This window comes from Oscillibacter sp. 1-3 (assembly GCF_000403435.2).
GTDB lineage: Bacteria > Bacillota > Clostridia > Oscillospirales > Oscillospiraceae > Oscillibacter.
Map to the genome: position 1 here is coordinate 133,969 of NZ_KE159710.1, position 25,591 is coordinate 159,559.

The following is a 25,591-nucleotide window of genomic DNA, read 5'->3' on the forward strand; positions in this document are numbered from 1 at the left end:
CTTACACTACTTGCAGCAGCACGGCCGTCACATTGTCCGGCGCGCCGTGCTCTCTGGCGATCTGTAGCAGCTGCTCCAGGGACTGCTCCACTCCCTCGCCGTGAAGGACCACGGACAGCATCTCCTGGTCGGTGACCGTGTTGACCAAACCGTCGCTGCACAGCAGCAGAAATTCCCCTGCCGCCAGGGGGCAGATGTACCCGTCGCATTCGGCGTCGATGTCCGGACCCAAGGCCCGGGTAATGAGGTTCCGGTTGGGGTGGCGGCGAGCCTCCTCGGCGGTGATGTCCCCCCGCTCCACCATGCTCTGCACCAGGGAGTGATCCTTGGTGACCCGTGTAATCTCCCCGCCGGCGATGCGGTAGGCGCGGCTGTCCCCCACGTTGGTGATCACTGCCCCGCCCTCGTAGACCACGGCAGATACCAGGGTGGTGCCCATGCCGCCGTACTCCGGCGATTCCCCAGCGGCGGCTTGGATGGCTCGATTGGCCAGAGAGACGGCATAGGACGACGCCTCTCGCAGCTGCTCAGGGTCCATAGAGGCCGAGAGTACCTTCTCCAGCTCCTCCAGATAGGTGGTGACGGCGATCCGGCTGGCCAGCTTTCCGCCGGCAGTGCCGCCCATGCCGTCGCAGACCACGCAGACCGTGTGGCCGGAGGCGGTTTCCTCCCTCACCGCATAGGCGTCCTGGTTCTCCTTTCGGACCAGTCCCACGTCAGTGATGCCCTGTACTCGAATCATTGGGAATCCTCCCCTTTCTGTGCTTCTTCCAATGCCTTCCGGCGGAGCTGTCCGCAGGAGGCGTCAATATCTCCACCCAGGCTCCGCCGCACGGTGGCGGTGAGGCCGTGGGACTCCAGGCGCTTTTGAAAAGCCGCCAGCCGCTTCGAGGGCTTCAAGGGACTCTCCGCCACGTTGTTGAGTGGGATCAGATTTACGTGGCTGGGCATTCCCCGCAGCTTTTGGGCAATCAGATCCGCCTGCCAGTCATGGTCGTTGACGCCGTTGATCATAGCGTATTCAAAAGAGATCCGCCGCCCGGTCTTTTGGAAGTAGCTGTGGCAGGCGTCAAACAGCTCCTCCACGTCATAGGCCCGGTTCACCGGCATGATTTTAGAACGGGTCTCGCTGTCCGGCGCGTGGAGGGAGACGGACAGCGTCAGCTGCAGTTCCGCCTCCCCGAGGCGGCGGATGCCGGGGATCAGCCCGCAGGTGGACAGGGAGATGTGGCGCATCCCGATATTCAGCCCCTCCGGGTGGTTTACCAACTCCAAAAAACGCAGCACCGCGTCCAGGTTGTCCAGCGGTTCGCCAATGCCCATCAGCACGATGTTGGAGACCGCTTCCCCGGAATCCAGCTGGGTGAAAATTACCTGATCCAGAATCTCGGCGGGCGTCAGGTCCCGTACCTTTCCCGCAATGGTAGAGGCGCAGAATGCACAGCCCATCCGGCAGCCCACCTGCGTGGAGACGCACACGGTATTGCCGTGGCGGTACCGCATGAGAACGGACTCGACACAGTTGCCGTCCGCCAGCTCCCACAAATATTTTACGGTTCCGTCCAGCCGGGAGACCTGCTTCCGGACCGCCTTCGGCACAGCAAGGGGATAGGCTTCCGCCAGCTTCTCCCGAAGGCCTTTGGGTACATTTCCCATCTCATCATAGGATTGTATCCCCTTATGCAGCCAGGTAAACACCTGCTTTCCCCGAAAGGCCGGTTCACCCATGGCCCACAGGGATTCCGTCAGCTCCGGAAGGGTCATCGACTTCAGCTCGTTCATAATTTCCTCGCTTGCCGCCGCATACGGCAGATGTAAAAGCCGTCTGTCCCATGGCGCTGAGGCCACAGGGTGATCTCTCCCGGGACCTCGCCCAGAAACGGCAGTGAAAAGGTTTCCCGGGAAAAGTCCGGGTGCTCCGCCAAAAAGGCGTCTGCCGTCTGGCCGTTCTCCTCCGGCAGAACGGTACAGGTGGAGTACAACAGCACGCCGCCGGGGCTGACATAGGCGGCTGCGTTGTCCAATATATCGTGCTGTATCACCGGCAGGGAGAAGAGCTCATCCGCCTTCTTATAACGGATGTCCGGCTTTTTCCGGATAATGCCAAGCCCGGAGCAGGGAGCGTCCACCAGCACCGCGTCAAACTGACCGATCCATTCCGGACAAGCTCTCCGCCCATCGGCGGCAGAGGTCTCAATACTGGCGAGTCCCAGCCGTTCCGCGCCATCCTGAATCCGTTTCAGCTTTTTCTCGTGGAGATCACAGGCCAGAACGCGGCCCCGGTCCTCCATGGCGATGGCGGCGGCAAAGGATTTGCCCCCAGGGGCGGCGCATACGTCCAGCACCCGATCTCCCGGCTTCACATCCATTGCCATGACCGCCAGACGGGCCGCTGGGTCCTGGATATAGAACGCTCCGTCCCGAAAGGCTTTCAGACGCTCCAGCTCCCCCGTTCCGGACAGCAGTAGACAATCCGGAAGCCAGGGGTGGAAGTCGGCCTTTACACCCTCCGCTTCCAGTGACTTGCAGAGCTCCTCCGCCGTTCCCCGCAGAGAATTGACCTGAGCCGCCGCAGGCGGCTGGCTGTTGCCGGCGGCCAGGAACCGCTCTGTCTCCTCCCTGCCCAGCAGAATCAAAAGCCGCTTCACCAGCCACTTGGGATGGCTGTACCGGATAGAGAGGTACCTTGCCTCGTTCTGTTCCGAGATGGAGGGCAGACTGTCTCTATTTTGGGAGATCTTCCGCAGGACGGCGTTGACCAGGCCGGCGGCCTGTCCCCGCCCCGCCGCCTTTGCCAGCTCCACGGAGGTGTTCACCGCGGCGCTGTCCGGCACCTTGTCCAGAAACAGAATCTGGTACGCGCCGATGCGGAGAATGTCCAGCAGGGGCGGCTGTAGGTGGTCCGGCTTCTGGGAGCAGTAGGCGGAAAGATAGAAGTCCAGCAGCAGCCGGTTCTGGGTCACGCCGTAGACAATCCTGCTGCAAAGCGCCGCCTCCGGACCAAACAGGCCGTCCCGGCCCAACTGGGCTTTCAGGGCGGCGTCCGCCCAAGCCCCGCCCGCACGGCAGCTGGTCAGCACCCGCAGGGCCGTCTCCCGGGCGCTCACCGGCCGCCTCCTCTGCGCCCGTTATTGCTCCGGCCCAGAAAGATCAGCACGAACCGCAGCAGCTGCAAAGCCGACATCAGCAGCGCCGCCACATAGGTCATAGCCGCCGCCCGCAGAACTCTTTTCGCTCCGCTTACCTCGTCTCCCTCCAGCAGCCCCTGCCCCTCAATGGTCTGGATGGCCCGGGCGGAGGCGTTGAACTCCACCGGCAGCGTCACCAGCTGGAAAAGCGTGGTCAGGGAAAACAGCAGGATTCCCGCAAGAAACAGCGTCTGGCTGTACAGCGCCATGCCGACGATCAGCAGGATAAAGGAGAACTTGGAGCCGATCTGCGTGGCGGGGATAATCGCCCCCCGCAGCCGCACAGGGCCGTAGTTCTCGGCGTACTGGACGGCGTGTCCCGCCTCATGGGCCGCCACGCCAACCGCCGCAATGGTGGGGGCGTTGTAGACAGCATCCGAGAGATAGATGGTGTTATCCCTGGGATCGTAATGATCCGTCAGCTTTCCACGGCAGGAGCGGATGGGAACATCGTACACGCCGTGGGCCCGAAGGACCGCCTCCGCCGCCTGGGCTCCGGTCAGCCGCCTGCGGTTATTGACGGCGCTGTACCGCCGGAAATTCCCGCTGACCTGGGCCTGAGCCCAGAGAGAGAGGATCATCACCGGGATCAGCAGAACGCAGTAGATGTTGTTGGCAAGAAAATCACCGTAGTTGTAGTAATAAGGCATAGAATTCCTCGATTCAGCATTGGATTGGATGCCCCAGCAGGTAGGCCGCCGCAGTCATCCGCTTTCCCCCCTGGGCCTGGAGCTCCAGAATCCGGAGGAGTCTGCCGTCCCCGCAGGCGATGTCGATGCCCTGTTTTCCCGCCGCCGCGATGGTTCCGGGCCGGGCTGCGGTCTCCTCTCCGGTCTCCCGCACGGAGAACAGCTTTATGGGTGCCCCGCCGATCACGTCCGTGGCGGCGCAGGGCCAGGGGATCAGCCCCCTCACCTGACAGGCGATCTCATGGGCGGAGCGGGTCCAGTCCACGGGAGACATCTCCCTGCTGAGCATGGAGGCATAGGTCTGCCGGCTTTCATCCTGGGGCATCCTTTGGGCGGTCCCCGCCGCTAAAGCCGCCACCGCCTCGGACAGCGCCTCCGCCCCCAGCTCCGCTAACCGGGCCGTGAGAGACTGGGCGTCCTCCTCCACCCCGATGGAGGTGGACTTCTGCAGGATTACATCCCCGGCGTCCAGCTCTTTTGCCATATACATGATGGAGACGCCGGTCTCCGTCTCACCGTTCAAAATTGCCCAGTTGATGGGGGCCGCCCCCCGGTACTTTGGCAGAAGGGACGAGTGGACATTGATGGAGCCATAGGGCGGAACGTTCAAAATGTCCTCCGGCAAAAGCTTTCCATAGGCCGCCACTACGATCAGCTCCGGCGCCAGCTCCCGCACCAGGTCCAGAGCACTTCCGTCCCGCATAGAAGCCGGCTGATAAACCGGAACGCCAACTGTAACGGAATATTCCTTCACAGGGGAGAAGGTCATCTTATGTCCCCGGTTTTTCGGCTTGTCCGGCTGAGTAAAGACGCCGCAGACTGTATGTCCGTCCTCCACCAGCCGCCGCAGTGACGACACGGCGAACTCCGGTGTTCCCATGAACAAAACGCGCACAGACTCACTCCTCCTCTTCGTCCAGATACTCCTGCAGTTCCTCCTCCGTGAGGAAGTGGTCAATGTGCTCAGTGTACATATGGCCGTCCAGATGCTCGATCTCATGGCAGAAAGCCTGGGCTGTCAGACCCTCGCCCTCGGCCTCAAACCACTCCCCATTCCGGTCCTGGGCCCGTATCCGAACCACCTCCGGCCGGGCCACAAGGCCCCACTTGCCCGGAATGCTGAGACATCCCTCCAGACGCATCTGCTCGCCGCTCTGGGACAGGATCTCCGGGTTAATCAGCTCCAGATACTCCTCCGAATCCTCATCCAGCACCAGGCAAGCCCGGCGCAGAACCCCCACCTGGGGGGCCGCAAGCCCCGCTCCGCCGGCCTCCGACAGAGTCTCCGCCATGTCGTCCAGCAGCTGGTGCAGACGAGCGTTAAAGTTCGTCACGGGGCGGCAGACCTTTGTTAGGCAGTCGTCCCCCTGTTCAACGATTTTTCGCAATGCCATAAATTTTATCCTCCTAATGGTTCGGACAACTCTGTCCCGCTCTTACTCCAGGCCGTTGCAGTCCGCAAAAATATGAAGTCCGCGGTTTTCGCGGTTATTGGCAAATTCCTTCAAAACCCAGCTCACCAGTTCCCGGGCGGCCTTATCGTTTTTCCCCACCAAAAGCACCCGGTAACGGTAGCGGTTGTTCAGCTTTACCACCGGAGCGGGCGCGGGGCCCAGAACCTCCGGCTGGCTGGCCGAGACCGGCGGCGCGGCGCACAAGGTCCGCAGACGCTCCCGCAGGGCCGCGGCGGCCCGTAGAACGACGCCTTCCTCCGTCCCGGAGACTGTGAAAGTAAAGAGGTCCGCAAAAGGCGGATAGCGCCGCAGACGCCGCAGGCGGATCTCGTTTTCATAGAAGCCGTCGTAGTCCTGCCGGGCGGCGCACTGAATGACATCGTTTCCCGGCGTGTAAGTCTGAATCACCGCACGGCCCGTCCGGTTTCCTCGTCCCGCACGGCCCACCACCTGAGTCAGCAGACTGAAGGTGCGTTCGGCGGCGCGGTAGTTGTCCACATACAGCGAGAGGTCGGCGGACAGGACGCCCACCAGCGTTACATTCTCAAAGTCCAGCCCCTTGGCCACCATCTGGGTACCCAGGAGGATGGGGACTTTTTCTTTTTCAAAGTGAGACAATATCTCCTCGTGGCGGCCGGAGGCGGTATCCGCATCCATTCGCAAGACCCCCGCCTCCGGAAACAGATCCCGCAGTTCCTCCTCCACCCGCTGGGTGCCGGTGCCCACATGCTTCATCATTCCGCCGCATACGGGACATGTATCGTTCAGCGGCCGGGAGTGGCCGCAGTAATGGCACATCAGCCGCCCATTGGCGGAGTGGTATGTCAACGCAGTACTGCAGCGGGGACACTCCGGCACATGGCCGCACTCTCCGCACAGCAGCATGCGGCTGTTGCCCCGGCGGTTCAAAAACAAAATGCTCTGCTCCCCGCGGGAGAGGTTCTGCTCCAGCTCCCGGCGCAGAACGGCGCCGATCAAGCCCGGATTCCCGGCGCGGATTTCCTCCCGAAGATCCGCCACCAGCACTTCCGGCAGGCCCTGCCGGTTATACCGCTGCCGCAGCAGGGCCCTGTGGTAAATTCCGTTCTTCGCGGCCCAGGCTGTCTCTACCGCCGGTGTGGCGGACCCCAGCACCAGTGTGGCCCCTTGACGTCCGCAGAGATATTTCGCCACGTCCCGGGTGTGATACCGGGGCGGGTTCTCCGACTGGTAGCTGCCCTCCTGCTCCTCGTCCAGAATAATCAGCCCCAGGTTTCGAAGCGGCGCGAATATGGCGGAGCGAGTGCCCAGAACTACCTGGACCTCCCCCCGCCGGATACGCTTCCACTGGTCATAGCGCTCCGTCATGCGCAGGCCGCTGTGGAGCATGGCGGCCCGGTCTCCGAAATAGGAGGAGAACTTCCGCATCATCTGAGGCGTCAGCGCAATCTCCGGCACCAGCACCATTACCTCTTTGTTTTGGGCCAGCATCTCCTGTACCAGCCGCAGATAGACCTGGGTCTTTCCGCTGCCGGTGACGCCATGGAGCAGCACCGCCTGCGCCGAGGGTCTCTCCGTCAAAGAGAGGATCTGTTCAAAAGCGGCCTGCTGTTCCCCGCTCAGTATGATGGGCGGTCCCGGCTCCGTCTGCTCCGGAATCGTGAGCCGCAGCGCCTCCTCCTCGGAAAAAGCAATCAGCCCTCTCTTCTCCAAGGCCCGCAGGGTCCGCATGGACGCGCCGGTGAAGTAGCACACGTCAGCGGCGGAGATCCGCCCGGCAGCGGCCAGAAGACTTACCACCTCATACCGCTGGGGCGCGGAGCGCCGCTTCGGCTCCACCGCGGCCAGAGCCTCCTCCACAGGAACGGCCAGCTCCGCCATCCGGCGGGACCGGTCCCCGATCTTCCGTCTGGCGGCAGTCTCACAGGTAACCACGCCGGCCTTCTGGAGCTTGCGCAGCACCGCGTCCGTCTGACTGCCGCAGCTGCAGCGCAGAGTCTCCAGATCCGCGCTGCCGCCGCCGGCGTACAACATGTCCAGCACAGGGACCGCATGCTTGATAGAAGCGGCCATGCCGTCAGCCGTCAGCCGGTCCATCTGAATGTCCGCCAGCCTCCAGATTTCCCGGAGCTGATACCACAGCCCGGCAGGCAGGATGGTCTTCACCGCCTCGAACAGCGTGCAGAAATACCGCTGCCGCATCCACAGCGCCAGTTCAATCCCCGCCCTATCCAGCACTGGCGACTGGTCCAGCACTGCTTTCAGGGGCTTGAGTCTTGGCGTCCGCTCCCCTGTTCCCCGGGCCAGAACCACGCCCTCAGAGCTCCGGTTTCCCCTCCCAAAGGGAACCATCACCCGGACGCCGGGAACCGCGGTCTCCAGCATCGTCTCCGGAACCAGATAGTCATAGGGCTTGTCTATGGCATAGGGCGCGGCACTGACCGCGACCTTGCAAATCACAGCGGCCTCCATGCCCCGCCCCCTTTCGCCCTGTTATTCCCCGTCCTCTTCCGCCTTCAGATCCACGCTGCCGGCGTCCAGACGGCCCTCAGCCACCTCATGGATGGCCAGGGTCACTGGCTTCTCATCCAGCGGTTCGCCGATCTCCTCAGCGGCCTCGGCGATCTGGCGGGCCCGGCGGGCCACCACATTCACCAGCATATAGCGGTTGGGCACATAGCTTGTCAGTTTGTCCATTGCGGGATACAGCATCATAATACTCTACTTCCATTCTGCCAAATCTGGCTTAAAAATTTTGGCGGAAACTGCCGCATGTGAGAATAAAGCCTCAGTTTCCGTTTATAATCTCCATGCGCTCCTTGGGCTTGCAGTGTTCAGCGGTCATGATGGCCTCCAGCTCCCGCACCGCGTTCTCCACATTGTCGTTGATGACGAAGTAATCGTAGGTGTGGGCCGTCTGAAATTCCACCTTGGCCCGCAGCAGCCGCTTTTGAATCTTGTCCGGGCTGTCAGTTCCCCGCTCAGTGAGGCGGCGCTCCAGCTCCGTCCAGCTGGGCGGGGCAATGAAGACGCTCACCGTCTCCGGCCGCTTGCTCTTCACTTGGATGGCTCCCTGGATCTCAATGTCCAGAATTACATCCTCTCCCCGGTCCATGGCCTCATCCACATACCGCTTGGGCGTGCCGTAGAAGTTGCCCACATACTCCGCGTACTCCAGAAACTCCTCCCTGGCAATCCACTGACGGAAGGTGTCTACCTCCAGAAAATGGTAATGCACGCCATTCTCCTCCCCGGGACGGATCTCCCGAGTGGTTGCGGACACGGAGAAGTACACATCCCTCCGCCGCTCCAGCAGCGACTTGAGTACGGTACTCTTTCCGACTCCCGACGGGCCGGAGACGATAAAGGTCTTTCCCCTCTTCATATGCGCTCACTCTCCTCTGTATTCTCCACTTTGCCGCCAAACCGCTCCGGCGGTAAGGCCGACAGGATCACATGGCCGCTGTCCGCCACAAAGACGGAGGCGGTCTTCCGCCCGTAAGTGGCGTCGATCAGCAAGCCCCTCTCCCGGGTCTCCTGGATCATGCGCTTCACCGGAGCGGAGTCCGGGCTGATGACAGCCACCAGCCGCTCCTCCGAAACCAGGTTTCCAAATCCAATGTTGATCAGCTTCATTGCTCACTCCACGTTCTGGACCTGCTCGCGCATCTTCTCCACCTCGGCCTTGAGGCCCACCGCCACTTGGGCGATCTCCACATCGCTGCACTTGGAGCCAATGGTGTTGGCCTCCCGGTTGACCTCCTGGATCAGAAAATCCATCTTCCGCCCCATGGGCTCGTTGGATTCCAGCATGGTCCGCAGCTGGCTCACGTGGCTGCGCAGGCGGACGGTCTCCTCGTCCACCGCCACCTTGTCGGCGTAGATGGCCGCCTCGGTGAGGATGCGCTGCTCGTCCACCGATGCGTTCTGGAGCACCTCCTGCATTCTGGCGGTGAGCTTCCGGCGGTATTCCGCCACCGTCTCCGGGGAGCGCTCCTCCACCTGGGCGGTGTAGGTCAGGATGTTGTCCAGCCGGTTTGCGATGTCCTCCGCCAGCTTGGCGCCCTCCGTGGCCCGCATGGCGTTGAAGGCCGTCAGGGCCTCCCCCAAAACAGCGCACAGATCCTCGCTGACCACGTCCAGGTCCTCGTCCGCCTTGGTGACGGTGAGAACGTCCGGAAAGCGGGCCAGCTGGTCCGGCGTGACCTTGTAGGCTGTGGGGCCGCAGACCTTCGCCAGCTCGTTCAGGGCGGCGGCGTACTGTGCCGCCAGCTCTCGGTTGACCGTGACCTTCGCCACGTCGGCAGCGGAGGCGTCCACGGTGATAAACACGTCCACCTTTCCCCGGGAAACGGCCCTTTGTACGCACTGCTTCACGGCGTCCTCGGCAAAGGCGTACATCCGGGGCATCTTTACCGTGCAGTCCAAATAGCGGTTGTTGACAGCGCGCACCTCCACGGTGATGTCCCGCCTATGCAGCTCCTGCCGCGCCCGGCCGTAGCCGGTCATGCTCTTGATCAAATCAATCCCCTCCCCGACTCTCAGCAGCAGCAAAAATATCCGCCGCCGCTGCAGAACGTATAGATACAGCACAGCTCCAGGCACAGACTGCCCGGGCAGACCTCCGTCCCAAAGGGGCCGCCGCCGGGCCGGTAGGCGCCCCGGGGTCCGCCCGCCATAAAGTTCCGCGCCTGACGGTATTCCGGATTGCCCGGGTCCATCTGGCAGGCGGTCTCATAGTACCGCTTGGCCTCGTCCATCCAGCCCCGGCGGTAGCAGATCACTCCCTTGAGGAAGTTCCACTCGGCGTTGTGGTCGCTGTAATTGGCCAGCAGCGCCTCGGCCCGGCTCAAATCGCCGGAATTGACAGCCATGCGCGCCTGCTGGAGCACGGAGGATGTGGAGGACCCGGACTGGCGGTACTGCTGTCCGCCCCCGTATCCATAGCCGTATCCGCCTCCCGGCCGCCCGCCGCCTCCGCTGCGCTCCTTGGTGATCTGCTCATAGGCGGCGTTGATCTCCTTCATCCGCTCCTGGGCCAGATCCGCCAGGGGATTATCGTGGTAGTTGTCCGGGTGATACTTCCGTGCAAGGTCCCGGTAGGCCTTTTTGATCTCTTCATCTGTGGCGCTCTCAGAGACGCCTAAAACTTGATAGGGATCGTTCATGTGGTTTCCTCTTCATTCTTGTGATTCTTTCTGATCCTGCCCCGCCTGACCGCCTGGAACGTGCCGTCCAGCACAGCTTTTCCCACCTGAAAGAGACCGGTGTACAGGGTGCTTTCCAAAACCGGCGTCCATACGCCGAAGTCCCACAGCTCAAAAGCCGTCGCCATCATGTGGATCGAATGGTCCAGCGTTGCGGCGAACTCCCGCCGCGCCTCCGCCGTCCATACGCCGTCCTCCAGACCGAAGCGCAGCGCCACGGGATTGTAGTTTCCGGAGACGGCGTCTTTTTTCAGATCGTCAGCTGCGTCCACCAGGTAGACCCACCGTCCCAGGTGGTACAGCAGCTGTTCCAGCACCCGCCGCCGGATGGGGCCCTCCACCTCCTGAGCAGCCGCTTTCAACAGTGCCGCGAAGGCATCCGCCGCCCGGTCAATGGAGGAACACTGCTCCGTCTCTAACCGCCCCAGCAGCTCCAGCTGCCGGCGGGTCCTCTCGTCAAATCCGGGCCGCAGGGATGCCGCCTTGCGGTAAGCCGGTTCCAGAACCCTGGATACGCCCCGATATTTCAGCCCGTGCAGCCAGTCGTGATCCGCCGCGCCGTCCCGCAGCTGCCAATAGGCCAGGATGACGCTCTCATCCGCCGCCAGCTCCAGCGCGTTGTTGGACGACTGAAAGCATCGCCGCCGGACAGGACTGACAAGGCATCTGGATTTACAGCAGTTCCCCTCTGTAGGCTCAGAGAGGAGGACCGCCAAAAATGTGAAGTCGTAATTGAGAATGAACCGGGCCGCTGTGCCATACCGCCGCCCCAATGTGTGGCACAGTCCGCAGTAGACACGGCGGAACCGCTCCGTCTCCTCCTCCGGCAGCGCCCCAAGGGGCGGCCTGACATAGCCGTACATCAGAACAGCCGGACGATCTGAAAGGAGAGACCGCCCTGCCGGCGAAGACGGCGGTCATAGAGGACCGCCAGAAAAATCCCCACGGCAAAGCCGATTCCGGCAATGAGGTACTGAACGGCCGCGCTGGGTGTCACTGCCACGGTGATGAAGTACCCCGCCAGAAACAGCAGCACCGGCGTAAGATACACCAGGGCGATGATGCGCAGCATCTTATTGGTATCACTCTGCACCACCACCTTCTGCCCGGGAAGGGCGCCGATGGGATTCAGCGCCCGGGCGTGGACCGCCGCGCCGGTGACGCCGCAGCCGGCGCACTCCTCACAGTCATGCCCGCAGGCGGACTTTCTGGGCACGGAGATCTCCGCATGGTTTGCGTCGATAATCCTCTCCACTGTGGCGATCTGGGTCATGGCTCCTCACCTTCTTCCTCTCCGCCCTCCTCCGGGTTCATGGCGGGAATCTGGTCTTCCTCGGGAAGCTCTAGCTCGTCTCCAGGCTCCCGGATCGTCACCTGGATCTCATACTCCCCGGTGACGCCGATGTCTCCGCCGGAGTCAATCTCCACCTCTGCGGGAATGGCGTAGCTGCCCAGGGCAGAGCCGTAATCGCTGAGATCCGCCACCAGAGTGATATTCTCCCCGTTGATGGCCGACACATCCGCATCCGTGCCAAAGACTGTCACCACGATCTGCGGTGTCTGCACATCCAGATTCTTCCCCTCCGGAGCATTATCAAACCGGATACGGTCCGTCACCACTCTGGCCGTGATCTTGTCCGGGTAGGAGATGGTCAGCGTGGACCGGGTGACACCGCTGAGGTTGGTGCATCCATCCGGCACTGTGATACCGTAGGTGTGAGTGCTCTCCGTATTTCCAACGGACAGCAAATCAAAGTCGCCCAGGACGATGGTCTCCTGATCCCGCAGCACCTCCGCAGGTCCCGAGACCATAATGGTCTCCGGGTCCAGCTCGGCGCGCATATTCCGCCGCCGGGCTCCGGGCGCGTCAATATAATTCATCGTCAGCCGCAGCTCCTTGGTAACGAACACCGGCAGAGATACCTGAATCCGCTCCACAGTGGTTCGGATACCGGCGGAGTCCAGCGCCTCCCCCTCCGCGGTGTAATACTGCACTGCCAGCGTCTCGGAGATACTTCCCGTGGCGCTGCCGATGTCCAGCTTTACCTTGGCGTAGGCCACCTGGTCGATGAGCTCCTGCTGACCCCAGATCTCGATCTCGCTGTGGGACATCTGGAGCTGTCCGGCGTTGTAGCCCTCCGCCACGTTGCCCACCAGCTCGCACTTGACCTCCACCCGCTTGCTGTACAGCTCGCTGATGTTCACTGTGGCCATGGAGATGCTCTTCTTGGTCACCTGCACAAGATCATCAAAGCTTGAAACCACTGACAGCTGATAGGGCACCCGCTGATCTCCCGGAGAAGTGACATTCTTCAACTCTACAATCACACGGATGCTGCTGCTGTCCATCCGGGAGACGTCCCAGCGTTTTCCCTTGACGGTGACGTCCATGACAACGTCCGTGCCCTCCTCCAGCAGCATCAACCCCCGGTCCGCCAAAACCGTGTCCTCGTCCGTATAAATGATAGAAACGTCTGTGATCTCCCGTTCCACCACCTTGTCATTGGTCATATCCACGAAAAACCAGATCATGGCCGCCACGCAGAAGGCCAGGAGAAGGTATAGCACCTTGCGTATTCCGACGCTCTTATTCTCCATCGTCAGCACCTCCGTCCTTCCTGCTCCGCAGCAGGCGCAGCAGGCTGAACCTCTGCTTCGCGCCGTCAGGGTCCTCCTGGGGCAGCAGTTCATTGCGCAGCAGATTCTCCAGCGTCTCCGGTTTCAGGTGCCGCTTGAGCATTCCTCCGATGGCCACGGAGATGGAGCCCGTCTCCTCCGAGACAATGACCACCACCGCGTCGGAGTTCTCGCTCATGCCGATGCCGGCCCGGTGGCGCATTCCCAGGTCCCGGCTCAAATTCACGTTCTTGCTCAAAGGGAGCATACAGCCGGCGCCCAGAATCCGCCCGTGGCGGACGATCACCGCCCCGTCGTGCATGGGGGCCTTTACAAAGAAGATGTTCTTCAAAAGCTCGCTGGAAACCGACGCGTCCAGCACGGTGCCGCTGCGAACCAGATCATCCAGCATGATCTCCCGCTCGAAGACAATCAGCGCCCCCGTGCGGCTCTGAGACATCTCCGTGCAGGCCAGCACCGTCTGGCCGATGGTCTGCTCCATCACGTTCCCCGCCTCGCTGTGGCTGAAAAACGCAACAATGCGGCGGCTGCCCACCTGCTCCAGAATCCGGCGGATCTCCGGCTGGAACAGGATAATCAGGGCCAACACGCCCATCTCCATCATTTTGCTCAGGATGTAATAGATTCCGTTGAGCTGGCAGATGTAAGACAGGGCCAGCACAGCGAAAAACACCAGCAGACCTTTCAACAAGCTGGCGGCTTTGGTGCTGCGCACCAGCGTCAGCAGCTTGTACAGCAAAAACGCTATGATGAGAATATCCAGCACGTCGGTGATCTGGAGTGTCAGCAGATACCTGCCGGCAAACGCCGGGATCTGCGAGAACTTCAGTTCCATAGTTGGGTCATCATCCCTTTCAGGCCATGAATATTTCAATTATATAAAATATACCGGTAGATTGCAAGGCAAACCGGGGAAAAATTCACGGACTGTTTAGAAAATTCCAGTTATTTCAGGGAGAATCCGCCGCAGGAAGGGATTGGAAAATAAAAACCGCCTTCCGGCGGTTTTTATTTCGGAGTCATTTTCCGCATATCAGGCGAGAATCTCCCCCATGGCGGACACTAAGCGGGACACCTCCTCTGGCGTATTGAAGTCGGAGAAGCTGAGGCGGACGGTGCCGCTGCCCAGCGTTCCGGCGGAGCGGTGGGCCAGGGGCGCGCAGTGGAGCCCCGCCCGCACGGCGATGCCCCGCTCCGCCAGGGCCTGCCCCATGGCCTCCGCCTCCCAATCCTCCGCCGTAAAGGACAGCACTCCCAGCTGAGCATGGAGGCCCGGGCGGGCATACACCGTTACACCGGGCAGCCCTCTCAGCTCCTCCGCCGCCATGTAGGCCAGCTGGCGCTCCCGGCGGCAGATGGCCTCCAGCCCCCTCTGGCGGACATACCGGACGCCTGCCAGCAGGCCGGCAATGCCGGGCATGTTGTGGGTGCCCGCCTCCAGGCGGTCCGGCAGAAACTCCGGCATCTCCTGCTGGATGGAGAGGCTCCCGGTGCCTCCCTCTAAAAGTGTATAAGGCTTGACACCCTCTCCGCACAGCAGTACGCCGGTCCCTTGTGGCCCGTAGAGCCCCTTGTGGCCCGGCATGGCGGCGAACGCGGCCCCCAGAGCCGCCATATCCAGCGGCAGTACACCGGCGGCCTGGGAGTCATCCACAATCAGCGGCACGCCCCGGGTTCTGCAAAGGGCCGCCACCGCCTCCACTGGCTGGATGAACCCGAATACGTTGGAGACGTGGCTGCAGATCACCGCGTCCACCCCACTGTCCACCAGCTTGGAAAAGGATTCCGACACCGCCTCCGGATGAAACAGCGGCGCCTCCGCGATCATCACATCCGCCTCCAAAGCCGCCAGGGGCCGGGTAACGGCGTTGTGCTCATAGCCGGAGATCACTACCCGGCCACCGGGAGGCACCAGGGTCTTGATGGCAATATTCAGAGCATGGGTGGCGTTCAGAGTGAACACAACCTGCTCCGGGTTTTTCAGGCTGTACAGCTCCGCCAGCTCGCTCCGGCAGTCAAAGGCGGCATCGGCGGCCGCCATGGCGGCGGGATAGCCCCCCCGCCCCGGAGAACTCATGGTGCGCAGGGCATTCACCATGGCCGTCTCCACAGCGGGGGGCTTTTGGAAGGTGGTGGCGGCGCTGTCGAGATAGATCATCTCCCCACCTCCCGGTACAGTCCGCGTTGGTACAAAAATATTTGAACAGGGTCCAGCGATTCCCTGTGAAGGGCAGTCAATGCGTCGGTCAGGTCGCTGACCGCCACGCGCACGGCGTAAGCACAGCCCAGCTCCGTCAGATCCCGGGGGGCGCGGAAAATCTGGCAGCGGACGCCCGCCCGTGCCAGCGTCCGCTGCATCCGCTGCGCGTAGGTGACAGACCGTGCGATAATCAGATAGTGATCCACAGGCACTCCTCCTCTCTACCCATTCTATGGACGGAACGGAGAAATGTGCGCCAAAAGGGGGCCCCGCAGCAGCGGAGCCCCCTTTCATATTTCGCGTATATCGGTCCTGCCGCGAACCGTCTTTCAGATCTGCGGACTAAACCAGCTCAATCTCCAAAGAAGATCGTCCGCGCCGCATATGGCGTCAAATCCCATAACCGGCAAAGCTGACAGGGTTCATCTCAGCCTCTCCAGAAGCACTACGGCGTGGGCCGCCATTCCAGAGCCGTCCCCGGTGAAGCCCAGTCCCTCCTCGGTGGTGGCCTTTACATTGACCCGCTCAGACTCAATCCCCAGCGCCCCGGCGATATTCTCCGCCATTCGCTCCTTGTAGGGGGCGATCTTCGGCGCCTGGGCCAGGAGTGCGGCATCGATGTTCACCACGGCGAAGCCCCGCTCCACCATCAGACGCCCCACCTCTGCCAGCAGCTTGAGACTGGAGATCCCGGCATAGGCCGGGTCCGTGTCTGGAAACAGCCTGCCGATGTCCCCTAGGCGGGAGGCTCCGGTCAGCGCGTCCATGACGGCGTGAACCAGCACATCGGCGTCGGAGTGACCCAGGAGCCCACGCTCCCAGGGGATCTCCACGCCGCCCAGAATCAGCTTCCGTCCCTCCGCCAGCCGGTGGACGTCATACCCATGACCAATGCGCAGATTCGTCATCGCCCTTCCTCCCGGGCCCGCAGGATGGCCTCCGCCAAAATCAAATCCACCGGAGTGGTGATTTTCAGATTCTCCTCCTCGCCCTCCACCAGGAATACCGCCTTACCCAGACGCTCCACGGCGGAGCAGTCGTCAGTGACAGGCGCGCCACTCTCCAGCGCCGCCTGGAGTGCCGCCTTCAAAAGACTGGACTCAAACACCTGGGGGGTCTGGACGGCCCGCAGGGCATCCCGCTCAAGCGTCTCCGCCACAGCACCGTCGGCCCGGACCATTTTGACAGTATCCTTCACCGCCACGGCGGGAGCCGCCGCGCCGCAGCGGGCGGCGGCATGGATCACGCGGCCGATCAGCTCCGGCGTCACCAGGGGACGGGCGCCGTCCTGCACCGCCAGCAGCGCCGAATCCGGCGAGGCCTCCAGGGCCGCCAGCAGTACGGAGTGGACGCGGCTCTCGCCGCCCCGGACCACCTTGGCGCATTTAGTGATCCCATATGTATGACACAGCCGGGAGATCTCCACCAGATCCTCCTCCCGGACGGCCACCACGATCTCGTCCACCTCCTCCGCCAATTGGAGCGAGGTCAGCGTCCGCACCAGCACCGGCACGCCCTCCAGGGGCTCCAGCAGCTTGTTTACGCCCTCCATGCGGCTGGAGACACCCGCGGCGGCTACCAGCGCGGTGCAGCGCGGACGGCTTGCGCCTTTAATCCTGCGCAGAAAAGAAAACATATCGGCCTCCCTGCGCCTCTCCGGCGCTCTTAAAGAAGTGATACTCTGTATCCGCAGCTGCCGGTCAGACGGCGGCCTCCTGGGTCATGGCGCAGTCAACACGGGTCTCCACGGCCTCGTAGTCCACCTGCTCTGTCAGAACAATCTCGGAAATCAGAATCCGCTTTGCCGTCTGGAGCATCTTCCGCTCGCCGGTAGACAGACCCCGCCGGGTGTCCCGGGTCATCAGCCCTTTGATTACCCGGGATACCTCCCGCAGATCTCCGCTTTTCAGCCGCTGCAGATTCTCTTGATACCGCTTGTTCCAATTGGCGCTGCTCTCCACCTCCAGAGAGGGAATTCCCGCGATCAGCGCCTCCGCCTCCTCCGGCGTAATGATGGTGCGAAGGCCGATGGCCTCGCTGTTGGCCACCGGGATTTTCAGCAGTAGCCCGCCAACGGGCATTTTGAAGACATAATACTCCTGCGTGCTTCCCGCGACCTTCTCCTGAATAATGGCGTCTATGACGCCGGCCCCGTGCATTGGGTGCGCGACGAAATCCCCGATCCTGAACATGGCAAGCCCCTCCCCTTTTTCATCGGTTCATTGTGGTGCCTGGTATTCGCTTATACGCCATTTGCTATATTTTTCCTATGTAATATCTTTATTATATCCTTTTTTCCTCATTTTTACAAGCACTTTTTCAAAAAAATTACAGATATTTTTCCAAGAATGCTGCAAAAAATGGCGGACAGCCTCATACTGTCCGCCATTTTGAATGAATGCTTACCGCTTGTTGGAACGGCGCCAGATGTGCATCTTCTCCGCCTCGGCGATGAGTTCCTCTCGGAACTGGGGATGGGCGATGCCGATGATACCCTCGGCCCGCTCCCAGGTGGACTTTCCCTTGACGTTGAACTTGCCATACTCCGTCACCAAGTAGTGGAGATTTGTGCGGGTAGCGGTCACAATGGAACCCTCCAGCAGCGTCGGCCGGATTCGGGACTTTAACTGACCGCTCTTTTTATCCATGTAGGAGGAGGAACAGCAGATGAAGCTCTTGCCGCCCTTGGCCAGGTATGCGCCCATGACAAAGTCCTGCTGGCCGCCGGCGCCGGAGATGTGGCGGGTACCGGAGGACTCGGAGGACACCTGGCCGAAGAGATCGATGTCTACTGCGCCGTTGATGGAAATAAAGTTCTCAATCTGGGATACCCGGGCGATGTCATTGACGTAATTCACCGGCGCGGCCATGCACTCCGGGTTGCTGTTCAGGAAATCATACAGCTTTTGAGATCCCGCGGCGAAAGCGTAGGTCTGGCGGCCCCGGTCAAAGGGCTTGTGGATACCGGTAATCCGTCCCGCTTCGGACATATCCACAAAGGCGTCCACATACATCTCCGTATGTACGCCCAGATCCCGCAGATCGGACTCCGCCACCATCTTACCGATGGCGTTGGGCATTGCGCCGATGCCCAGCTGGAGGCAGGCGCCGTTGGGGATCTCCGGCACAACCAGACGGGCCACCGCCAAATCCACCTCAGAGGCGGCTCCGCCACCGCCCAGAACGTCCATGGGAGGATTCTCCCCCTCCACAATCATATCCACGTCGCTGATATGGATGCAGTTGTCATAGCCGCCAAGGCATACGGGCATATTTTCATTGACTTCCACAATAATGGTCTTTGCGCACTCGCAGACGGCCTTCAGGTGGGAACCGCCGGGACCGAAGTTAAACCAGCCGTGCTGATCCATCGGCGCAACCTGAAACATGGCCACATCCAGAGACTGGATGCAGTTGGTATAGTACCCCGGCAGCTCGGAATAGCGCAGGGGGATATAAAAGGCAAATCCTGCACTGACGGCCTTGCGCTCAATGCCGCTCATGTGCCAGGAGTTCCAGGTGAAATGGCTAGCGGCGTCGGGCACATCAAAAATCGCCGGCTGATGGGTCAGAATACCGCCCCGGATCTTCACATCCGTCAGCTCGTCCGCCCGCTGTGCCAGGGCCTTGTCCAGCGCGATGGGAGAACAGACGCTCCACCCGTAATCCAGCCAGTCGCCGGACTTGACCACCTTTACCGCCTCGCCGGCAGAGGTCAGCTTTTGTTTATACTCGTCCTGATAGTTCATCGTTGTTCCTCCTGTTTTCCCGTTTATATAACCAAGCGGACAAAAAACCGCAGCGGCGCGGCCTCCGCTTAGATCACTCAAAAAGCCATTCCCTCAATGCGGCCCTGGTCGCCCCCGCTTCATAAAACAAGCGGGGGCAGGATTGTCACACTTTTCACAAGAGAAAATTATACCACACCATTTCCCTAATTGCAACGAAAATGTCAAAAATATCACAATTTGTTCAAAAAGAGAGACGGGCCGTCAGCCCGCCTCTCTCCATGAGCACACTTATTCCTCGGTCTCCAGAACCTCGGCATCCTCCTCCGGCTCTCCGGCGGGGGCCAGCAGGGCGCGGATAGACAGGGAGATCTTCTGCTTCTCCTCGTCGATGGCGGTGATCTTCACATCCACGGTCTGATTCTCGGACAGCACATCCTCGGGCTTGTCGATGCGGCGGTCCGCGATCTGGGAAATGTGAATCAGGCCGTCCACACCGGGCACCACCTCGGCAAAGGCGCCGAAGGTCATCAGCTTGACGATGCGGACAGTGGCCACATCGCCCACGGCGTACTTATCCATGAACACCTGCCAGGGATTGACATTGTGGTCCTTGACGCCCAGGGAAATCTTCCGCTTCTCCGCGTCGAAGGAGATGACATACACCTCCATGGGATCGCCGACCTTGCACACCTCGGCAGGGGTCTTGATCCGGCTCCAGCTCAGCTCGGAGATATGTACCATCCCGTCCACGCCGCCGATGTCCACAAACACGCCGTAGCTGGTCATGGACTTTACGGTGCCGGAATAGCGCTTGCCCACCTCGATGTTGGCCCACACCTCTTCCTGGGCGGCCCGGCGGGCCTCGTCAGTGACGGCCCGGATAGAGCCCACCACACGGCGGCGGGCGCGGTTAACCTCGGTGACGCGCAGCTGCACCCTCTGCTTGACCATGGCGCTCAGATCCGCGCCGCGGGGCTGACCGCTCTGGGAGGCGGGGACAAACACCCGCACGCCCTTGACGGAAACCACGATGCCGCCCTTGTTCTCCTCGGTGACAGTGCCCTCCAGCACGGTCTTCTCCTCGACGGCAGTCTCGATGTTCTCCCACACCTTGACGGCATCCAGGCGCTTCTTGCTCAGCTCGGCGTAGCCCTCCACGTCGTTGACGCGGACGATGTAGGTCTCGATCTCGTCACCTACCTTGACGATGTCCTCGGGCTTTGCGTTGGGGTCGTCGCTCAGTTCACTGAACTTGATGTAAGCAGCCTGCTTGGCGCCCACATCCACCTGCACCTCAGTCGGCGTGATGGCCGTGACAATGCCGGTTACTTTCTCTCCTGTATTTAAAGTTTTGAAAGACTGATTCAGTAATTCCTCGAAGGACTCCTCTTTGCCCTCGGCCGCTTTGATTTCTTCGCTCATCGTTGCATATACCTCCTTAATAATGCCCGCTGGCGTGGAGGCTCCGGCCGTAAGGCCCGCAACAGAACAACCATCGAAAAAAACCGGCGAGAGCTCGTCCGCCCCCTCGATCTGGAGGACGCGGGGACATCTCTCTTTGCAAATTTCCGTCAAATGTTTGGTGTTGGCGCTTTTACGGTCTCCCACCACGACCATTACGTCCGCCCGGGCGGCGATTTCCACCGCCTCGGACTGGCGCTTGTGCGTAGCATTGCATATTGTATCAAATATTTTCGCGTTTGTACACTCTTTTTTTATGATTTTCCAAGAAGTTTCAAAAAGTTCACGAATACAGGTGGTCTGAGCGGCCACTGTCAGCGGAATCTCCCGGTTTTCCGGGGCGCTGTCCAGCCAGCGGCGGACGGCCTCCGGCCCGTCGAACACCAGGGGCTCCCGGCACCAGCTGGCCACGCCCGCCACCTCCGGATGGCCGGGGTCGCCGATGATCGCCGCCCGGCGGCCCTCCGCCTCGGCCTGGGCCACAAGCCGCTGGATGCGCACCACGTTTGGACATGTGGCGTTGACACAGCGCACTCCCCGGGCCTCCAGATCGTCCAGCACGCTCTTCCGCTCCCCATGGGAACGGATCACCACCGTATCTCCGGCCCCCAGTGAGAGCGGGTCCGCCGTCTTCCGGACGCCTTTCCGGGCCAGGTCCTCCACCACGTGGGCGTTATGGATCAGATCACCCAGCATCCAGCAGCCGTCTGTCTCGGCGGCAGTTTCCTCCGCCAGCTCCACAGCCCGCCGCACCCCATAGCAGAACCCGGCGCTTCGCGCCAGCAGAACCTCCTTCACAGCGGCTTCCCCCCTACGGCCTGGCCGCCCAGGGCATAGGCCGCCGCCAGAACATCGTCCGCGATCTTCTGCATCTCCTCCGAGGTGCCCCGCCGCCCGGTATAATGGGGCTCATAGGGCTCGCCGAAGATGATGCGGGTGCGGTGAAACAACTTCTTCTCCCCGTCCACAAACACAGGCACCAGCGCCGCGCCGGTCCGCACGCCGATCATGGCTACGCCCGCCTTGGCGTGGGCCGGCAAGCCGTCTATGTACCCCACGCCGTTCCGGACCACAGTTCCCTCCGGGAAGATCAGCAGATTGTCGCCATCCTTAATGGCCTGCATGGCGGTGCGCACGGTATTGATGTCGTTGTTCCCCCGGCTGACCGGGAATGCCCCCACCTTCCGCAGCAGCCAGCCCAGCAGCGGGTTTTTGAAGAGTTCCTCCTTGGCCATGATGTGAAGGCGGTAGTTCTTGGGCAGCTTCAGCGCCACCAGGATGGGGTCCCAGTTGCTGGAGTGGTTGGGACACAGCAGCGCACCGTTTTTTGGCAGCCGCTCCACCCCCTCCACGGAGACCGGATGCAGAATGTCCGCCAACAGACCCGCCGCATAATAGATAAAGACAAATAAACGGTTAAATGGCTTCATGCGCCGCCCGTCCTTTCGCGGATGATTGCCAGCAGCGCCGCCTCGCTCTCCTGAAAATCCAGCGCCGTGGTGTCCAGCAGCACGGCGTCCTCAGCCTGACGCAGAGGCGCGACGGGACGGTGGGTGTCGTTCCAGTCCCGCTCCTCAATTTCCCTCAGAACCTCCTCGTAGGGCTGCGGCGTTCCCCGCCGCTCCAGCTCCAGACAGCGGCGGCGGGCCCGGGCCTCCGGTGAGGCGGTGAGGAAGATCTTCACCTCCGCGTCCGGCAGCACCACGGTGCCGATGTCCCGTCCGTCCATGATGACGCTGTGCTCCCGGGCCAGCTTCCGCTGCATCTCCAGCAGGAAGGCCCGTACGCCCGGGTGGGCCGAGACAGCGGAGGCGCACAGGGAGATCTCCGGCAGGCGGATGGCCTCCGTCACGTCCTCCCCGTTCAGCAGCATGTGCTGCAGCCCGTCCTCTCCGTAGGTCATCTCCACAGAGACCTCCGGCAGAACTGCCGCAACGGCCTCCCCGTCTTTCAGGTCCAGGCCGCGGCTGCGGGCATAATAGCCGACCGTGCGGTAGATAGCTCCGGTGTCCACGTACAAACAGCCCAGCGCTCCGGCGGCCGCTCTGGCCAGAGTGCTCTTTCCCGCGCCGGAGGGTCCGTCAATGGCAATGCGGATGGTATTCATCTCTCTTCTCCCCTGTCAATCATCGTTATTCGCCGTCTCCGCCGCTGCGAATCCGGCGGCGCGGCCCGTCGCCCAGGCGATCTGCAAATTGAATCCGCCGGTATAGGCGTCCACATCGATCAGTTCACCCGCAAAGTATAATCCCTTTACAATCTTTGACTCCATTGTATTGGGGTTGATCTCCGCCACCTTGACGCCGCCGGAGGTGACGATTGCGTCCGTCACAGGGCACGGGCCGGCAATCACCACGGGAAAATGCTTCAAAACCGTCAAAAGGCCCCGGCGCTGTTCCCGGGTGACGTCATGCACCTTTCGGCGGGGCTCGATCTCAGAGAGCCGAATCACCATCGGAATCAGCTTTTTGGGCAGCAGATCGTCCAGGGCATTGCAGAAGTCGTGATTGGCGTATTTCTCAAAATCCGCCAGCAGACGCCGGTCCAATGTCTGCTCATCCAGCGCGGGCTTCAGATCGATCTCCAGATGATAGGCCCGCTCACCAAACCGCCGCATATGGGCGGAGGCCGACAGAATCAGCGGCCCGCTGACGCCGAAATGGGTGAAGACCAGCTCCCCGAAATCCGTGTAGATTTTCTTGTTGTTCTCAAAAACCGTCAGCCCCACATTCCGCAGGCTCAAACCCTGCAATTCCCGGCCCGTGCCAAAATCCCGCAGGGGGACCAGTGAACCTCGGAGGGGCGTCACTGTGTGCCCTATCTCCGCCGCCATGCGGTGCCCCTCTCCCGTGGAGCCGGTGGCGGGATAGGAGACGCCCCCCGTGGCCAGGACCACCGCCGCCGCCGGATAGCGGCGGCGCTCCCCTGCTACGCCTCGGATTGCGCCGTCCCCGGTCTCCAGTGTTACCGCCCGGTCCCGGACCAGGGAGACATCCAGGGCTCTCAGCCGCCGTTCCAGTGCGGCGCTGATGTCAAAGGCCCGGTCGCTGACCGGAAAGACCCGGTTTCCCCGCTCGGTTTTCAGCGGCACGCCCAGAGCCTCAAAAAAGGCCATGGCATCCCGTCCGTCAAAGCGGGAAAAGGCACTGTAAAGGAATTTTCCATTCCTGGGAATATTGGCCAGCAGCTCCTCTGTACCGGCGCTGCTGGTCACATTGCAGCGGCCCTTTCCAGTGATATTCAGCTTCTTCCCCAGCCGCTCGTTGGGCTCCAGCAGCGTGACCGCTCCTCCCTGCTCAGCTGCGGAGACAGCCGCCATCATCCCGGCGGCGCCGCCGCCGACCACAACAATTCCCTTACTCATCGTCCGTCTTCCCAAACACGTCGTAGGCATTCCAGATGTCCTCCAATTCCGCGAAGGTCTTGGCCGCGTTGGTTCCCAGACGGACGCCGATGGCAATCAGCAGCGCGTTGACCAGGGACAGCGGCGCCACCATGGAGTCTACAAAGGAGATCATCTCACAGGGGGCCAGCAGGGCCGCGTCCGCCATCTGGTACACCGGGGACAGCTCGTTGTCCGTAATGGCGATGATGGACGCCCCCCGGTCCTGGGCAAACTTCACGGTGTTCAGCGTCACCCTGGAGTACCGGGGGAAGCTGATGGCCACCATTACATCCTCCGGCCCAATGCGCAGCAGCTGCTCGAAGATCTCTCCGGCGGCGTTGGACTGCACCAGCGTCACGTTCTCCGTCAGCAGGTGCATGTAAAAATTCAGATAGCCCGCCACAAAGGAGGAGGAACGAACGCCCAGAATATAGATGTGGCGGCAGCTCAGCAGCTGGTCCACCACCCGGTCAAACTCGCTCTGATTGGCCTCGCTGGCCATCAGGCGCAGCTTCTCAATGTCCGACTGCACCACCGACGGCAGGATGGACCGACGGTCAAAGAGATCTCCAGCCGCCTGGATGCGCTGGGTAGAGGTCAGGCGGCTGCGGATCATCTCCTGCAGGGCCCGCTGCATACTGGGGTAGCCGTCGTACCCCAGCTCCGAGGCAAAGCGCACCACCGTGGACTCGCTGACCTCCGCCAGCTTTCCCAGCTTGCTGGCGGTCAGAAAGGCCGCCTTGTCGTAATTTTCAAGGATATAGTTGGCAATTCGCTTTTGTCCTTTGGAAAAGCCCGCCATATTGGTCTCAATGGTATGTAAAATGCTCTTTGCCACGGTAGTTCCTCCAGCCCGCTCCAGGCGATGGATTCACGGTCTCCAGTTTACAGGATGAGAAAATGCATCTTGTGGTATTGTACCACAAATTCCAGGGGATTCAACCGTTTTTTGCAGGATTTTTTTCGTGTCTTGCAAAATCACGGGGAAGATCTCCCCTGATCTCCTGTCCTGTCAGCTCAAAAGGCCGTTATTTTCCAAATTATTTTGAAAAATAGTTTGACAACCAGGCCGCTATCCCTTATAATACTAGTCGTGTCATTGCGAGGTAGCTTATGCTTTTAGATGTAAAACCGATCCTGCACACCCCGGGCGGACGCCTGGATTTCCAATTTGACCTGGACCTCTCCGACGTGGAGTTCTCCGGCCGGTATCCGGTCTCCAGTTCCGTCTCTGTCTCCGGCGAGGTGCGGAACGCCGCCGATGTGCTCCACCTGAATCTGACGGCCCGGACAACGCTGGACGCCGTCTGCGACCGCTGCGGCAGGGAATTTTCCATGGAGAAGGAGATTCCCTATCACTGTATGCTGGCGGAATCTCTGGAAAACGGGGAGAGCGACGAGATCGAGCTGCTGGAGGACGGCAAGGCGGATCTCGGCGAACTGGCCCGTACCGCGTTCATCCTCGGGATGGACACTAAAACCCTGTGTTCTGAAGATTGCAAAGGACTGTGCTCCCGCTGCGGCGCCGACCTGAACCTCGGCCCCTGCTCCTGCAAAAAGGAGATTGATCCGCGGCTGGCGGCCCTTGCCAAGCTTTTGGAGAACAAATAGAGAAATGAGATAAGGACAGGCCCCGCCTGTGCCTTTGAACGATCAAGGA

General features: G+C 61.4%; 28 protein-coding genes. 1 reads left to right on the top strand and 27 read right to left on the bottom strand.

Annotated elements, in window-relative coordinates; all coding sequences use genetic code 11:
* Position 1: 1 nt before the first annotated feature.
* From C816_RS16490 to C816_RS16620, 27 genes are all read right to left on the bottom strand, one after another.
* Complete coding sequence (locus C816_RS16490; RefSeq protein WP_016323542.1) at positions 2–742, bottom strand: Stp1/IreP family PP2C-type Ser/Thr phosphatase; 741 nt, start codon at positions 740–742, stop codon at positions 2–4.
* The gene (rlmN, locus tag C816_RS16495; RefSeq protein WP_016323543.1) at positions 739–1,782 is read right to left on the bottom strand and encodes a dual-specificity RNA methyltransferase RlmN; all 1,044 of its coding nucleotides are present in this window, start codon (positions 1,780–1,782) and stop codon (positions 739–741) included. The genes C816_RS16490 and rlmN overlap by 4 nt, the downstream gene beginning before the upstream one ends.
* Complete coding sequence (rsmB, locus tag C816_RS16500) at positions 1,779–3,107, bottom strand: 16S rRNA (cytosine(967)-C(5))-methyltransferase RsmB (RefSeq protein WP_016323544.1); 1,329 nt, start codon at positions 3,105–3,107, stop codon at positions 1,779–1,781. The genes rlmN and rsmB overlap by 4 nt, the downstream gene beginning before the upstream one ends.
* A complete protein-coding gene (locus C816_RS16505; protein ID WP_016323545.1) occupies positions 3,104–3,838 on the bottom strand; it encodes a zinc metallopeptidase in 735 nt (244 codons plus the stop codon). Before C816_RS16505 ends, rsmB begins: the two co-directional genes overlap by 4 nt.
* A gap of 13 nt (positions 3,839–3,851) precedes the next feature.
* Positions 3,852–4,772 carry a methionyl-tRNA formyltransferase gene (gene fmt / locus C816_RS16510; protein ID WP_016323546.1) on the bottom strand — a complete coding sequence of 307 codons (921 nt, stop codon included), beginning with the start codon at positions 4,770–4,772 and terminating at the stop codon, positions 3,852–3,854.
* Positions 4,773–4,776: 4 nt separating this feature from the next.
* Positions 4,777–5,271 carry a peptide deformylase gene (def, locus tag C816_RS16515; protein WP_016323547.1) on the bottom strand — a complete coding sequence of 165 codons (495 nt, stop codon included), beginning with the start codon at positions 5,269–5,271 and terminating at the stop codon, positions 4,777–4,779.
* Positions 5,272–5,313: 42 nt separating this feature from the next.
* Positions 5,314–7,770: a replication restart helicase PriA gene (gene priA, locus C816_RS16520; protein ID WP_242832231.1), complete on the bottom strand. Its 2,457-nt coding sequence runs from the start codon at positions 7,768–7,770 to the stop codon at positions 5,314–5,316.
* A gap of 33 nt (positions 7,771–7,803) precedes the next feature.
* Positions 7,804–8,025, bottom strand: coding sequence for a DNA-directed RNA polymerase subunit omega (rpoZ, locus tag C816_RS16525; RefSeq protein WP_040655966.1), 222 nt, complete (start codon positions 8,023–8,025; stop codon positions 7,804–7,806).
* Between the two features lie 73 nt (positions 8,026–8,098).
* Complete coding sequence (gene gmk / locus C816_RS16530; protein ID WP_016323550.1) at positions 8,099–8,695, bottom strand: guanylate kinase; 597 nt, start codon at positions 8,693–8,695, stop codon at positions 8,099–8,101.
* On the bottom strand, positions 8,692–8,946 hold the full coding sequence (locus C816_RS16535; RefSeq protein ID WP_016323551.1) for a DUF370 domain-containing protein: 255 nt from the start codon (positions 8,944–8,946) through the stop codon (positions 8,692–8,694). The genes gmk and C816_RS16535 overlap by 4 nt, the downstream gene beginning before the upstream one ends.
* Positions 8,947–8,949: 3 nt before the next feature.
* The gene (locus C816_RS16540) at positions 8,950–9,831 is read right to left on the bottom strand and encodes a YicC/YloC family endoribonuclease (protein WP_016323552.1); all 882 of its coding nucleotides are present in this window, start codon (positions 9,829–9,831) and stop codon (positions 8,950–8,952) included.
* 20 nt (positions 9,832–9,851) lie between these two features.
* A complete protein-coding gene (locus C816_RS16545) occupies positions 9,852–10,478 on the bottom strand; it encodes a J domain-containing protein (RefSeq protein WP_016323553.1) in 627 nt (208 codons plus the stop codon).
* Positions 10,475–11,380 carry a DUF5685 family protein gene (locus tag C816_RS16550; protein ID WP_016323554.1) on the bottom strand — a complete coding sequence of 302 codons (906 nt, stop codon included), beginning with the start codon at positions 11,378–11,380 and terminating at the stop codon, positions 10,475–10,477. The genes C816_RS16545 and C816_RS16550 overlap by 4 nt, the downstream gene beginning before the upstream one ends.
* Complete coding sequence (locus C816_RS16555; protein WP_016323555.1) at positions 11,380–11,790, bottom strand: SoxR reducing system RseC family protein; 411 nt, start codon at positions 11,788–11,790, stop codon at positions 11,380–11,382. The genes C816_RS16550 and C816_RS16555 overlap by 1 nt, the downstream gene beginning before the upstream one ends.
* The gene (locus C816_RS16560; protein ID WP_016323556.1) at positions 11,787–13,115 is read right to left on the bottom strand and encodes a CdaR family protein; all 1,329 of its coding nucleotides are present in this window, start codon (positions 13,113–13,115) and stop codon (positions 11,787–11,789) included. The genes C816_RS16555 and C816_RS16560 overlap by 4 nt, the downstream gene beginning before the upstream one ends.
* The gene (gene cdaA / locus C816_RS16565; RefSeq protein WP_016323557.1) at positions 13,105–13,989 is read right to left on the bottom strand and encodes a diadenylate cyclase CdaA; all 885 of its coding nucleotides are present in this window, start codon (positions 13,987–13,989) and stop codon (positions 13,105–13,107) included. The genes C816_RS16560 and cdaA overlap by 11 nt, the downstream gene beginning before the upstream one ends.
* A gap of 198 nt (positions 13,990–14,187) precedes the next feature.
* Complete coding sequence (locus C816_RS16570; protein WP_016323558.1) at positions 14,188–15,312, bottom strand: aminotransferase class V-fold PLP-dependent enzyme; 1,125 nt, start codon at positions 15,310–15,312, stop codon at positions 14,188–14,190.
* Entirely contained in the window at positions 15,309–15,560 is a 252-nt protein-coding gene (locus C816_RS16575; protein WP_016323559.1) for a putative Se/S carrier protein, read from the bottom strand. Before C816_RS16575 ends, C816_RS16570 begins: the two co-directional genes overlap by 4 nt.
* Positions 15,561–15,776: 216 nt before the next feature.
* Positions 15,777–16,262, bottom strand: a complete 486-nt coding sequence (ispF, locus tag C816_RS16580) for a 2-C-methyl-D-erythritol 2,4-cyclodiphosphate synthase (protein WP_016323560.1) — start codon at positions 16,260–16,262, stop codon at positions 15,777–15,779.
* Entirely contained in the window at positions 16,259–16,990 is a 732-nt protein-coding gene (gene ispD, locus C816_RS16585; protein WP_016323561.1) for a 2-C-methyl-D-erythritol 4-phosphate cytidylyltransferase, read from the bottom strand. The genes ispF and ispD overlap by 4 nt, the downstream gene beginning before the upstream one ends.
* Before the next feature lie 64 nt (positions 16,991–17,054).
* Positions 17,055–17,546, bottom strand: a complete 492-nt coding sequence (locus C816_RS16590) for a CarD family transcriptional regulator (protein ID WP_016323562.1) — start codon at positions 17,544–17,546, stop codon at positions 17,055–17,057.
* 210 nt (positions 17,547–17,756) lie between these two features.
* Positions 17,757–19,103: a butyryl-CoA:acetate CoA-transferase gene (locus C816_RS16595; RefSeq protein ID WP_016323563.1), complete on the bottom strand. Its 1,347-nt coding sequence runs from the start codon at positions 19,101–19,103 to the stop codon at positions 17,757–17,759.
* 270 nt (positions 19,104–19,373) lie between these two features.
* A complete protein-coding gene (locus C816_RS16600) occupies positions 19,374–21,344 on the bottom strand; it encodes a bifunctional 4-hydroxy-3-methylbut-2-enyl diphosphate reductase/30S ribosomal protein S1 (protein WP_016323564.1) in 1,971 nt (656 codons plus the stop codon).
* A complete protein-coding gene (locus C816_RS16605; protein WP_016323565.1) occupies positions 21,341–21,976 on the bottom strand; it encodes a lysophospholipid acyltransferase family protein in 636 nt (211 codons plus the stop codon). Before C816_RS16605 ends, C816_RS16600 begins: the two co-directional genes overlap by 4 nt.
* Positions 21,973–22,653, bottom strand: coding sequence for a (d)CMP kinase (gene cmk / locus C816_RS16610; protein ID WP_016323566.1), 681 nt, complete (start codon positions 22,651–22,653; stop codon positions 21,973–21,975). Before cmk ends, C816_RS16605 begins: the two co-directional genes overlap by 4 nt.
* 15 nt (positions 22,654–22,668) lie before the next feature.
* The gene (locus tag C816_RS16615) at positions 22,669–23,910 is read right to left on the bottom strand and encodes a BaiN/RdsA family NAD(P)/FAD-dependent oxidoreductase (protein ID WP_040655969.1); all 1,242 of its coding nucleotides are present in this window, start codon (positions 23,908–23,910) and stop codon (positions 22,669–22,671) included.
* Complete coding sequence (locus tag C816_RS16620) at positions 23,903–24,769, bottom strand: MurR/RpiR family transcriptional regulator (protein WP_016323568.1); 867 nt, start codon at positions 24,767–24,769, stop codon at positions 23,903–23,905. The genes C816_RS16615 and C816_RS16620 overlap by 8 nt, the downstream gene beginning before the upstream one ends.
* 275 nt (positions 24,770–25,044) lie before the next feature.
* On the opposite strand from C816_RS16620, the gene C816_RS16625 reads away from it, so the two are divergent.
* The gene (locus C816_RS16625; RefSeq protein ID WP_016323569.1) at positions 25,045–25,542 is read left to right on the top strand and encodes a YceD family protein; all 498 of its coding nucleotides are present in this window, start codon (positions 25,045–25,047) and stop codon (positions 25,540–25,542) included.
* Positions 25,543–25,591 lie beyond the last annotated feature (49 nt).